Source organism: Asaia siamensis, from assembly GCF_014635085.1.
Taxonomy (GTDB): domain Bacteria; phylum Pseudomonadota; class Alphaproteobacteria; order Acetobacterales; family Acetobacteraceae; genus Asaia; species Asaia siamensis.
In genome coordinates this window covers 377,990-390,500 of the sequence record NZ_BMCH01000001.1, presented here as the reverse complement: position 1 = coordinate 390,500, position 12,511 = coordinate 377,990, and the positions used below count along the sequence as shown (strand labels likewise).

The 12,511-nt window shown below is 59.4% G+C and carries 11 protein-coding genes; 2 read left to right on the top strand and 9 right to left on the bottom strand.

What is annotated here, in order from left to right:
• Positions 1 to 105: 105 nt before the first annotated feature.
• On the top strand, positions 106 to 312 hold the full coding sequence (locus IEV53_RS01570) for a cold-shock protein (RefSeq protein ID WP_188424936.1): 207 nt from the start codon (positions 106 to 108) through the stop codon (positions 310 to 312).
• Positions 313 to 608: 296 nt separating this feature from the next.
• Here the strand turns inward: IEV53_RS01570 and IEV53_RS01565 are convergent, their stop codons facing one another.
• From IEV53_RS01565 to IEV53_RS01525, 9 genes are all read right to left on the bottom strand, one after another.
• On the bottom strand, positions 609 to 2,810 hold the full coding sequence (locus tag IEV53_RS01565) for a TonB-dependent receptor (protein ID WP_229719473.1): 2,202 nt from the start codon (positions 2,808 to 2,810) through the stop codon (positions 609 to 611).
• Positions 2,811 to 3,057: 247 nt separating this feature from the next.
• A complete protein-coding gene (locus IEV53_RS01560; RefSeq protein ID WP_188424932.1) occupies positions 3,058 to 4,257 on the bottom strand; it encodes an SAM-dependent methyltransferase in 1,200 nt (399 codons plus the stop codon).
• A 137-nt stretch (positions 4,258 to 4,394) separates the two neighbouring features.
• Complete coding sequence (gene rplI / locus IEV53_RS01555; protein ID WP_188424930.1) at positions 4,395 to 4,973, bottom strand: 50S ribosomal protein L9; 579 nt, start codon at positions 4,971 to 4,973, stop codon at positions 4,395 to 4,397.
• A gap of 10 nt (positions 4,974 to 4,983) precedes the next feature.
• Positions 4,984 to 5,265, bottom strand: a complete 282-nt coding sequence (gene rpsR / locus IEV53_RS01550) for a 30S ribosomal protein S18 (protein WP_023977644.1) — start codon at positions 5,263 to 5,265, stop codon at positions 4,984 to 4,986.
• Between the two features lie 5 nt (positions 5,266 to 5,270).
• On the bottom strand, positions 5,271 to 5,735 hold the full coding sequence (gene rpsF, locus IEV53_RS01545) for a 30S ribosomal protein S6 (RefSeq protein WP_188424928.1): 465 nt from the start codon (positions 5,733 to 5,735) through the stop codon (positions 5,271 to 5,273).
• Between the two features lie 188 nt (positions 5,736 to 5,923).
• Complete coding sequence (locus IEV53_RS01540; protein ID WP_188424926.1) at positions 5,924 to 6,514, bottom strand: GNAT family N-acetyltransferase; 591 nt, start codon at positions 6,512 to 6,514, stop codon at positions 5,924 to 5,926.
• A gap of 2 nt (positions 6,515 to 6,516) precedes the next feature.
• Positions 6,517 to 8,466, bottom strand: coding sequence for an RNA polymerase sigma factor RpoD (gene rpoD, locus IEV53_RS01535; protein ID WP_188424924.1), 1,950 nt, complete (start codon positions 8,464 to 8,466; stop codon positions 6,517 to 6,519).
• A 248-nt stretch (positions 8,467 to 8,714) separates the two neighbouring features.
• Positions 8,715 to 10,523, bottom strand: a complete 1,809-nt coding sequence (gene dnaG / locus IEV53_RS01530) for a DNA primase (protein WP_188424922.1) — start codon at positions 10,521 to 10,523, stop codon at positions 8,715 to 8,717.
• A 14-nt stretch (positions 10,524 to 10,537) separates the two neighbouring features.
• Positions 10,538 to 10,990, bottom strand: a complete 453-nt coding sequence (locus IEV53_RS01525; protein WP_188424920.1) for a GatB/YqeY domain-containing protein — start codon at positions 10,988 to 10,990, stop codon at positions 10,538 to 10,540.
• A gap of 166 nt (positions 10,991 to 11,156) precedes the next feature.
• On the opposite strand from IEV53_RS01525, the gene carA reads away from it, so the two are divergent.
• Positions 11,157 to 12,509: a glutamine-hydrolyzing carbamoyl-phosphate synthase small subunit gene (gene carA / locus IEV53_RS01520; RefSeq protein ID WP_188424918.1), complete on the top strand. Its 1,353-nt coding sequence runs from the start codon at positions 11,157 to 11,159 to the stop codon at positions 12,507 to 12,509.
• Positions 12,510 to 12,511 lie beyond the last annotated feature (2 nt).

Sequence of the window (12,511 nt, the reverse complement as noted above, 5' to 3'; positions counted from 1 at the left end):
TTGCCCGAAACTTCGAATGCATGTGGCATATCGGGTCGTTTCGCAGGAGCATGTCTGCACGTAAAATTTTTCTGCGTGCCCGTCGTACTATCAAGGAGCCTCGTTATGGCAACAGGCACCGTCAAGTGGTTCAACTCAACCAAGGGCTTCGGCTTCATCAAACCGGATGCCGGTGGTGATGACGTGTTCGTCCATATCTCTGCTGTTGAGAAAGCCAACCTCTCCACCCTCGCCGATGGCCAGGCTCTCTCTTACGAGACCGAAGTCGGCCGCAACGGTAAGACCTCTGCTGTCTCGCTCAAGCTGAGCTGAGATCGCCTCCCCTCTCAAGGGGAAAACGAGAAAGCTTTAGAAAGCGCGGATCGGTACTCCTTGGGGTATCGCAACGCGCTTTCAGCATTTCAGGGCCCCGATTTCCTACAAGAATTGTGGGGTCCAATGCCTCACGCGGATCCGGATCGTCAGTGCGCAGCGGTCGCAGGATCGTGCAACTGCAGCCCTGTCCTCAAGCTGCCGGGATGCGGGCAGTTCCAGCCGGAAAGCAGCTATCCGGCTGCTGAAACGAGCGCAACCAGTACGCTCATTCCTCACTGCGTTCTTCGAAAAACTCAGAAAGCGATATTCGTGGCGACAGCGAAACTGCGCCCCTGCCCCCAGCTGTTACGGAAAGCGGAGCCCGTTGGGGCAATGATATAGCCCTGGTTCAGAAGATTGACGGCATTAAGTTGCAGACGGACCTGATGCGACAGCAGATTGGGCACCGTCCAGGAGGCAAAGCCGTCAATCGTGCCATAGCCGGGCACCTGAAAGCTGTTATCCAGCGTCGCCGCGCGCGTGCCGACAAGATGAACACCCCCGCCCGCACGCATCGCAATTCTGTACCATGGCAAGGTGCCATTCCAGGTCAGGAAGAAGCTGCCACTGTTTTTCGGCACGCCGATCAGCTGGTGTCCCTCTGTCTGGGGAGTGTCCCGCAGGGTACGGGCATCCGTCCAGGCATAAGACAGGATCGCGCTCCAATGACGGGTCAGAGCACCGGTCAGACTGGCTTCAAGCCCCTTGGACCCGGCAAGCCCGGTCAGGCGCTGGATCATGTTACCGTTGGAATCGAGGCCTGCGCTCTGCAGCACGTTCTTCTTGCGAATATGGTACAGCGCCACATCAGCCGTCAGCCCGTGGTTCTCGTAACGGCCGCCCACCTCGAACTCGCGCCCCGTCGTCGGCTTGTAGCCGCCCTGAAGCACCGTACCGGCGGAAAGCAGATTGGCACCGAAGGATTGTGAATAGTCGCCATAGAACGAGACGGTCTTGAATGGCTGCCAGACCAGAGCCGCGAAAGGCAATGCTTTCGTATAGGAAGCATTTGTCGTCTGCACGAAGGGAATACCGCTGCCATAGCGCAGCGAGAACCACTGATAGCGCACACCGCCACTCGCAATCAGGCTCTTCGTAAGATGGATGTTGTCCTTCAGATAGCCTGAGGCGCTATTGATATTCTGCTGCAGATTGCTGTTGGACGGATTGACGCGCCCGACAGGGGCCAGCCCGCCATAGACAGGCCTGGTCGGATTGAACCCACCCTGATTGGCCGATTGAACGAAATCACCCTGGTCCTGATTACGGTTTTCATAATCGGCACCGGCAGTGATCTCGTGCTTCATATGCCAGAGTTCATGCGTACCAAGATAATCGAGGGCCACGCTGCCATTGGCACGCAACGTGCCGGTATTGGCACGATAACGGCGCATCAGAATGCCGGTGCGTACATTATAGCTGGATGGATCAGCCTGGCGGTCATGATAATCATCGCGGTTATAGCCGCCTGACAGACGTAGCCGGTCATGTGCGCTCAGGCGATAGCCAAGATGCGACGCAATCAGATGACGCGCGCCGAAAGAGGCCGTCCAGGCTTCATCCAGACGCTTCTGCGGGCCTGAAACCGGATTATTGCCGACGAACACCGCACCACGATCGAGCACGTTGTCATAATCGACGAATTCATAGGACAGGGCGCCATCCCAGCGATCATGACGCCAGTTGAGCGTCGGCGCCACCAGCACCTGCTTGTTGGCGCCAAAATTGCGCCAGTAATTCTCGTTGCGATAACTGCCGATCAGACGGAAGGCGAAATCCTTGCCAAGCGGCCCGGTGAAATCGAGATGGCCATTACCGCCGCCCAGCGAACTCCATTGCGTGCCGAATCCCGCACCCCAGCGATGAAAATCGGGGGCTCTGGTCACGACATTGATCACGCCCCCCGGCTCCTGCATGCCGTAGAAAAGGGAAGCGGGTCCCTTGAGCACTTCCACACGCTCGGTCGTGTCGCCCTGGTAATTGCGGCCAATCGGCATTCTTACGCCGTCGCGCAGGATCGACCCGTCATCAATGGCACCAAATCCGCGCTTGATCAGGGCGTCCTGTGTCCCGCCAAAATTATTGCCGACCACCATGCCAGGCACATATTTGGTCATGTCTTCCATGGTTTGCGGCGCAAAATCGACGATCGTCTGGTGGGTCACGACGTTGGTCGTCTGGGTCTGCTCAAGGAAGGGCGTCGCTCTCTTATCGCCCAATCCACTCTCGGTAGCCGCATAAGACCCACGCTCACCCCGTACGGTGATCAGTTCGCGATGCGCTTTCTTATGAGCCGCCTGACCCTCGCGCTTTTCCTGACGCTCTGCTCGCGAAGCCACGCTTTGCCCATGGCGAGCGCGCCCTGTTTCTCCGCCTGCACCGCTATCGCCTGATGTGACACCTGCCTCTCCTCCTGTCGCGCCGGGCTGCGCCAGAGTTTCAGAGGAAACCGCCAATCCCAGCGACGTGACGCAGGAGGCAATGAGGAGCGACGATGAGGGGCGAAATCCCCTCACCATTCTTTTATTGCGAATAGGTCTCATTCGCCAATTACGGCACAAATCGTGACAGAACGAAACACGGAATCACGATTCCGAGAGCCTAAACTGTTACTTATCGTTACCACCGCTCTGTACTCGTGAAAATCTGGCGCCAGAGCTACCCAAGGATGATGCCAGAATCACGGGAACGACGTCGGATGGCCTATTTTTGATAAAGATAGTCGCGCGTCAGTGGCACGGCATTCAGGTCAGGCGAAAGCTGGATCTGAAAGTTCATATGTCCCTGAAGGCGGAAGGAAAGCTCTGCCCCGGTCAGATAGAACTCGAACATCCGGCAGAAGCGTTCATCATAAAGTGCCAGAATCTTGTCCCGGTTGGCCGCAAAGCGCTCACGCCAGATCCTGATGGTTTTGGCGTAATGCAGCCTCAGGATTTCGCAATCCGTCATCCACAGTCCCGCGCGCTCGATTGAGGGCAGAACCTCGCTCAACGCAGGGGAATAACCACCCGGGAAAATATATTTATCCAGCCAGGGATTGGTTGATCCGGGGCAGTCCATGCGGCCGATCGAGTGGATCAGGGCGATACCGTCGGATTTCAATGCCTTCCGCACTGTCCGGAAAAAGAGATCGTACTGGCCAATACCGACATGCTCGAACATGCCAACCGAGACGATACGATCAAATTTGCGGTTTAGCTTGCGATAATCCAGCAGCAGGAACTGCACCTGCCCTTCAAGTCCCGCCTCACGCGCACGCTGCTGGGCCACCTGCAATTGCTCGCGCGAGAGAGTGATGCCCGTCACCTTCGCCCCGTATTCCTTAGACAGAGTAAGCGCCATGCCTCCCCAGCCGCAGCCGATATCGAGCACTTCCAGCCCAGGCCGATCGAGACGCAGTTTGGCGGCGATATGGCGCTTCTTGGCCAATTGCGCCTCTTCCAGCGTCATGTCGTCGGACGTGAAATAGGCGCAGGAATACTGACGGTCTTCATCGAGAAACAGGTCGTAGAGCGCGCCATTCAGGTCATAATGATGGGCAACATTGCTGCGGGAGCGTCGCTGATTGTTCCATTGCCTGAAGAAACGGGTAACGAAACGCGCCTTTTCTTCCAGCTTGCTCAGAAGATGGTGACTGTCATGGATGTTAAGCATCAGTACATTCAGGACATCCTCGAGCGTACAGCCGACAGCGACGATCTCGCCGTCCATCCAGCCTTCGCCAAAGGCGAGTCCCGAATTCAGCAGGAGGCTTTTGAGCGCCTTCTCGGTCCTGACGTGAATGGTGGCAGCGGGTCCGGGCAGTCTTCCCTGATAGTGACGCTTCCTGCCATCGGGCAGGATGACATCAAGAGCACCGGCCTTGATGAACCGCTTCAATACCTGATCAAGCAGAAATACCATGATAGACCCCGACCATTCCCAGACAGTTCAAGTATTTGAACGTCTAAAATGCGTGATCGTCAACACAGCCATATAAAACAAAACCCGACTGCCAGAGGCAGCCGGGTTTTGTAATCAGTCTTCAAACGCGGCGTCTATTAGACGGCGGCGCCTTCAACTTCACCTTCAGCCTCGGATTCGTCACCCTCAACTTCGGTTTCGAGGACATATTCGTCCTCTTCAGCAACGATGGCTTCGCCACGTGCCTGGCGCTCGGCTTCTTCTTCCGAACGGGCAACGTTGACGGTCACCGGGATCGACACTTCCGGGTGAAGATCGACGCGTGCCTCGACCAGACCCAGCATCTTGATCGGCTCAGCCAGGATAACCTGGTTACGGCCGATCGTGAGGCCAGCTGCGGTCACGGCAAGCGCGATGTCACGCGTGGTGACGGAGCCATAGAGGCTGCCGCTGTCACCAGCCTGACGGATGATGACGACGCTCAGGCCGTGCATACGCTCGGCAAGACGCTCGGCCTCTTCACGACGCTTGAGGTTCTGAGCCTCGAGCTGTGCGCGCTCGGTTTCGAAACGCTGACGGTTCTGGGCATTGGCGCGAAGCGCCTTGCCCTGCGGCAGCAGGAAGTTGCGCGCATAGCCGGGCTTGACGCGGACGATTTCGCCCATCTGGCCCAGATGCTCAACGCGCTGCAACAGGATGACTTCAGTCTGTGACATGCCTGTCTCCTCAGTTCATCACGTAGGGGAGCAGGGCAAGGAAGCGGGCGCGCTTGATCGCCTGCGCCAGCTCACGCTGCTTCTTGGCCGAAACCGCCGTGATGCGGCTCGGAACGATCTTGCCGCGCTCGGAAAGGAAGCGGCTCAGCAGACGCACGTCCTTGTAGTCGATCTTCGGCGCGTTGGGGCCGGAGAACGGGCAGGACTTGCGGCGGCGATAGAACGGACGACGGGCGCCGACGGCAATGCGACGGGCGGCCGGGTTGATTTCGTTGGTGTTCTCGTCAGACATCGCGATCACTCCGCATCCATCTCGGCACCCTCACGGGCGCGGTATTCTTCACGATCGTCGCCACGACGGCCACCACGGCCGCTGTCGAAACGACCAGCCGGCTTGGCGTTGCCACCACGGAAATTGCCACGATCGCCACGATCATCGCCCTTGCGGGACAGGATCGGAGACGGGTCCTGGGTGATTTCTTCAACGCGCAGCGTGAGAACGCGCAGAACGTCTTCGTTCAGGCTCAGCTGACGCTCCAGCTCACGGATCTGGTCCGGGCGGGCATTCAGGCCGAGAAGGACGTAATGGCCCTTGCGGTTCTTCTTGATGCGGTATGCGAGCGAACGCAGACCCCAGAATTCGCGCTTCTCGATCGAACCGCCATCCTGGGTGAGGAGGGTTTCAATCTGCTCGACGAGGGTTTCGACCTGCGCCTGCGAGATGTCATTACGTGCGATAAGCACGCTTTCATACAAAGGCATATGTGCTCCCTTCGGATTGCTTCAACCCAACTGCCGACCGCAACCGGTCAGAACAGCGCCTCTTCCACAAGGCTCGGGTATAGCCGGGACGATGCCTTCGTCCGGCAGGGGAAGGCGGCATAGAGCACATTCTGCCGCACAGGGGCAAGATAAAAGCAGCACTGCCTGCTGAATATACGCCTGTTTCCTCAGTTCACCTTCTGACGCAGATGTTCGGGCGGGACGAGCCCCAGATCGTCGGGGATGCTCCAGTGCTCCTGCTCGACCATGATCGGCACAAAGCCCGCGGCCTTGTAGGTGGGCAGGGCATTGGGGTGATCGGCTGTGCAGGTATTGACGCGCAGCACACGTGTTTCTTTCTGCCAACTCTGCTGGATCGCGGCATTCAGTAATTTCCCGCCCAACCCCTTGCCCTGAGCCTCAGGCACGAGACCGAGATAGGAGAGATAGGGTGTCTCGGGCTTTTCGAGGTCGAGTTCGAAAAAACCGGCCACCCCGTCGGGCCCCAGCAGACGGCAGATATACGTATGAGATGATGCAATGATGCGATGCAGTGTCGCGCTGGGCATCAGGTAGCGCATCCACCAGCAATGGGGGGCGCCGACAAGGCGATAGAGCGCGAGATAATCGGTGATGTTCGGGTGCCACCGTTCCAGACGGTAGCCCTCGGGCCAGACGACCCGGCGTGGCAGAGGCGGCCTGAGGCGCTCGAGGAAGGTCACTTCAACCGTTATATCGGTTGTCGGACGCTCCGGAGCCACCTCAAGCCACTTCTCCATGATCAGTTATCGTCGAGGAACGAACGCAGCTTGCGGCTGCGGCTCGGGTGCTTGAGCTTGCGCAACGCCTTGGCCTCGATCTGACGGATACGCTCGCGGGTCACGTTGAACTGCTGACCGACTTCCTCAAGCGTATGGTCGGTATTCATGCCGATACCAAAGCGCATACGCAGCACGCGCTCTTCACGCGGAGTAAGCGAGGCCAGAACGCGCGTGGTAGCTTCACGCAGATTGGTCTGGATCGCGGCATCGAGCGGAATAACCGCCGTCTTGTCTTCGATGAAGTCACCAAGATGGCTGTCTTCCTCATCACCGATCGGGGTTTCGAGCGAGATCGGCTCCTTGGCGATCTTGAGCACCTTGCGCACTTTTTCAAGCGGCATGCCAAGCTTCTCGGCCAATTCTTCAGGCGCAGGCTCGCGACCGATTTCGTGCAGCATCTGACGCGAGGTACGCACCAGCTTGTTGATCGTCTCGATCATGTGCACCGGAATACGAATGGTGCGCGCCTGATCGGCAATCGACCGCGTGATGGCCTGACGGATCCACCACGTAGCATAGGTCGAGAACTTGTAGCCGCGACGGTATTCGAACTTATCGACCGCCTTCATCAGACCGATATTGCCTTCCTGAATCAGATCCAGGAATTGCAGGCCGCGATTGGTGTATTTCTTGGCAATCGAAATCACGAGACGCAGATTGGCCTCGATCATTTCCTTCTTGGCGCGCGTCGTATCGCGCTCGCCACGCGAAACGACCGCATAGACACGACGGAACTCGCCAACCGGCAGACCCGTGCTGTGTGCCAGATCAGCCACCTGATTGCGCAGATCAATGATCTGCTCGGCATAACGCGTGGTGAAATTCTTCCACGACTTGCCAGTCAGGGCAGAAACCGAAGCCAGCCAGTTAGGGTCGAGTTCGTAGCCACGATATTTCTGCAGGAAGTCGTCACGCGACACGCGGCAGCTTTCCGCCATACGCAGCATGCGGCCTTCGAGCGTGTTCAGGCGCTGGAACTGGACCTTGAGCTGGGTCACCAGCTCTTCAATCCGGTTATTGTGCAGATGCACCTGCTCGACCATCTTCACCAGTTCGGTGCGGAGCTTTTCGTACTCTGCTTCCGAGGCGCCCGTCGCTTCAGAGCCGCTGGTCAGCGTTTCGATGCGACGCACCTGAAGCGCGCGCAGTGTGTCGTAAAGCGGTTCGATGGCTTCGAAATGGGCAAGAATTTCGGGCTTGAGCTTTTCCTCAAGCGCAGAGAGCGACAGACCAGAGCTTTCCGGGTCGCCGCCTTCCTCGTTTGCGGGCTCTTCGTCGAGGTTATCCTCGTTCTCTTCGCCGTTCTCGTTTTCGGCCGTCTCTTCCTCGGAAGGACCGCCCTGCATGGCCTCAAGATCGACGATGTCGCGCAGCAACATCTCGCCTTCCTTGAGCTTGTCATGCCAGGAGATGATGGCGCGGAATGTCAGCGGGCTCTCGCAGAGCCCTCCGATCATCTCGTCGCGACCCGCTTCGATTCGCTTGGCAATGGCGATTTCGCCTTCGCGCGACAGCAATTCGACCGAGCCCATCTCACGCAGATACATGCGCACCGGATCATCGGTACGGCCTGCGCTTTCGCTCACATTGCCGGTAGGCGATTCTTCGGACTCTTCAGCCTCTTCCTTCTCCTCGGTTTTTTCCTCGGAGTCGTCGGCTTCCTCATTGTCTTCGTTCTCGACAACCTGGATGCCCATTTCGGAGAAGATGGCCATGATGTCTTCGATCTGCTCGGAAGACATCTGGTCCTGAGGAAGAACCGCGTTCAGCTCATCGAAGGTGATATGGCCGCGCTCACGTCCCTTGGCGATAAGCCGCTTGACCGCACCGGACTGCGTGTCGAGGACATTGGTATCGCCGTCCTGGTCCTGCGCGTTCCGCTCCGTTCCCGTGGCCGCTTTCGTCGCCATACCCTACTCCCTGCTCCCCGCACGCCCTATCGAGCGCGACGCTAAAAACCAGCCATGAAAGAAACGCGTCAACCCAGCGCACTGCAAGAGCAATGCGCCGTCCGACACGGCAGACCCACCGGTCGCCCTTCTTCCAACTGCGATCCACCAGCGTCAGCGCTAGCAATTTCGGCAGCGTGCAGGTGGGCGATCCAACGCCCGAAGTCAAGGGCCAGCCCTGTCTTTTCATCCCGGATTGACGCGCTGCGTCAATCTTCGTCATCGTTCTCCTCACCACGGCGAAGACGGTCCAGCGTGCGCAGACGAACTACAAGAGCTTCCGGCAAGCCTTGCAACGAGGGGTTGGCAAGCGCCGCCTGCATGTCCTGCTCGACCTCCCGCACGAAAGCCGGAAAATTCACCAGGCCGAAGAAATGCCACCATTGCTGAATGGGTTCGAGAGAAAAAAGGCCGTTTCTCTCAGCCTGAGATGCTGGCACGAGGCCGTTATGAAGCAGGCTGCGTGCCTCATCGCCCAGCCCCTGCTGCTCAAGCGCCTCGAGACAGGCCTCGGCTGTCAGCCCTTCTTCTGAAGGAAGCTCGGCAAACCAGTCCAGAACCGTGTCCCGTATCTCATCGAGCGGCGATGGCAGATCGAGACGCCCGAACTGGTCTTCAATTTCAGGCAATAACGCGGGTGAACGCAGGACAAGCACAGTCAGAAGACGCAGGCGCTCGAGCGCGCCCGTATCGATAGCCGCACTTCGTACGGGAGGCTTCGCAGCGCCGGATCTCGCCCCCCCGTTCCGACCGCCGCGGCGTGAGGAGGCGAAAAACCGCTCCATCAGCGCACGGCGATATTCCGATGCGAGATCCTTGTCCGCAATCAGGGCCGCAGCGGCCTCGAGACGCTTCTTCAATGCGGCGCGTTGCTCGGGCACGTCCTGCTGAACGCCCGCCATCATGAGCTGAAACAGCTCTTCTGCCAGAGACGACGCGCCATCAAGAACGCGCTGCATGGCCTGGGGGCCTTCACGGCGGATCAAACTATCCGGGTCGTCCTTGGGGTCGAGACGGCAGAAATTCAGACTGCGCTCGTGAGTGAGCAGAGGCATGGCCAATTCAGCCACGCGCAATGCTGCACGCGCACCAGCCGCGTCACCATCGAGACACAGGATCGGGTGCGAGGCTTCACGCCAGAGCAGTTCGAGTTGCTCGGCCCCCATCGCTGTCCCGAGGGGCGCTACCGCCGCCTCGAAACCCGCCTGGGCCAGAGCGATAACATCCATATAGCCCTCGACGACGATCAGCTTCTGTGCCGGATCGCGCAGGGCAGCGCGGGCAAGATCAAGATTGTAAAGCGCCCGACGCTTCGAAAAGAGCGCCGTTTCAGGCCCGTTCACATATTTGGGCTGAGCGTCGCCAAGCGTGCGCCCACCGAAGGAGATGAGCCTGCCGCGTCGATCGCGTATGGGAAACATGACACGCGAGAAAAACAACTCGCCCCTCGGGGCACCGCGCTCATCCACGCGCATGAGCCCGGCCTGAACCAGCTGCTCGGCCCCGATATCCTGCCCACGCAGGGCTTCAAGAAGCGCACCGCGTCCCTCGCCCGCCCAGCCGAGACCGAAACGCTCGATCGTCGCATCGGACAGGCCGCGTCGGCGCAGATAAGCCAGCGCCTGACGCCCGCCAGGCTGATAAAGCGCCTGACGATAGACGGCCTGCACAGCCTCGAGCACATCGCCAAGCGAACGCGCCTCCTGGGCACGGGCTTCCTGCCGGGGGTCCTGACGGGGCATGTCGAGCCCCGCCTCATTGGCGAGTTGCTCGACCGCCTCGGGAAAGCTGCGACCTTCACTCTGCATGACGAAGGAAATGACATCGCCATGCACACCACAGCCAAAGCAGTGGAAGTGATCGTCATAGACATAGAAAGAAGGCGTTTTTTCCCCATGGAAGGGGCAGCAGGCCTTCCAGTTGCGGCCCGAACGGCTGAGCTTTGTCCGACGCCCGATCACCGCAGCGATTGGGGTACGGGCACGCAACTCGTCGAGAAAGCCGGGGTCGAACGCCATCTCTCAGCCCGAAATCAGGACAGGCGGGCTTTGACGACCTGATTCACACGCCCCATATCGAGCGCGCTGCCGAACTTGGCCTTGAGCACGGCCATGACCTTGCCCATTTCCTTCATGCTGGTGGCACCGGATTCGGCAATGGCAGCGTCGATTTCTGCGGCCAGCGCGGCCTCGTCCATCTCGGGCGGGAGATAGGTCTTGATCGTTGCGATCTCGGCCTCTTCCTTCTCCGCCAGTTCGGGGCGGCCACCCTCGCGATACATCGTGGCTGATTCGGTGCGCGACTTGATCATGCTGCGCAGCATCGGGAGAATATCCTCATCCCCGATCTCCTTGCCATTGGCGCGCGCTGCAACATCAAGGTCCTTGATACGGGCCGTGATCCCGCGGATCTGCGCCACACGATCCATTTCCTTCGCCTTCATGGCGGTCTTGAGATCGGCCGAGATCTGTTCTCTCAGGGACATTGTCTTTTTCCTTTTCCTGACCTGCGCCACACGAGTGCGGGAATATTTTTCCCACATACCGGGCGGCGGTTGAGAGTGGGAAAAAACTTCCCAATCTCATCTCAAAGGCTTATCTAGCACCAACCACGCGAGCGTCCGAGTGGAAAAGGACGCAAGGGAGACGGGTATGGATATCGAAGAGATCATCGAGAAGGCAGGAGGCGCAGAGGCGCTGGCCAGCCTGACCGGCGTCGGCACCGAAGCCATTCGCAAATGGCGCCAGTCACGCGCCATTCCCGGCAAGCACTGGGGGGCGCTGCTGCGCCTGCCCGGCATCACTCTTGCGGACCTTGATCCGCAGACGCCTCAGGAGGAGACCCCGACCATGACCGACACCTGCCCTGAAGGCGCCAATGCCGCCCTCGTCCTTGCCGACGGGACCGTTCTGTGGGGTGTCGGTTTCGGCGCCCATACGGATGGCGCAGCCATAGGCGAGCTCTGCTTCAACACTGGCATGACCGGCTATCAGGAAACGCTCACCGATCCGTCCTTCGCCGGTCAGATCGTGACCTTCACCTTCCCGCATATCGGCAATGTCGGCACCAATGCCGAAGATGACGAGGCACAGCGCGTTGCCGCACGTGGCGTTGTCGTGAAGGAAGATGTCACCCTGCCTGCCAACTGGCGCTCGACCCAGAAATTCGCCCAGTGGATGATCGGCCAGAACCTGCCCGGCATCGCAGGCATCGATACGCGCCTGATCACGCGCCGCCTGCGCGATAGCGGCCCGCAGACAGCCGTGCTCGCCTTCCCGAAGGATCGCCAGTTCGACATTGCCGCGCTGCGCGCCCAGGCTGTTTCCTGGCCCGGCCTTGAAGGCATGGATCTGGCCAAGGACGTGACCTGCACCCAGAGCTATTCCTGGGAACTCGGCGTCTGGCAAAAGCCCGCAGCAAAACGCAGCACGCGTCGCCGCGTGGTGGCAGTCGATTACGGTGCCAAGCGCAACATCCTGCGCTGCCTCGTGACCGCAGGTTGTGACGTGACCGTGGTGCCTGCCACGGCAACGGCTGAAGAAATCCTGCGCCATAATCCTGAAGGCGTGTTCCTCTCCAATGGCCCCGGCGACCCGGCTGCGACCGGCGTTTATGCCGTGCCCGCCATCAAGGGAGTGCTTGCTGCCAATGTGCCGGTCTTTGGCATCTGCCTCGGCCATCAGCTTCTGGCGCAGGCCCTTGGAGCCAGGACCTACAAGCTGGAACGCGGCCATCGTGGCGCCAACCAGCCGGTCAAGGACCTCGCTTCGGGCCGCGTCGAAATCACCAGCCAGAATCACGGCTTTGCGGTTGATGACAAGTCGCTGCCCGAAGACGTGATCATCACCCATACCAGCCTGTTCGACGGCTCGAATGAGGGCATTCGCAGCACCAAGCTCGATGCGTTCTCGGTTCAGTATCATCCCGAGGCCAGCCCGGGACCGTCCGATTCATTCTATCTCTTCGAGCGCTTCGTCGCCCTCATGGACAAGAAGGCAGCCTGACC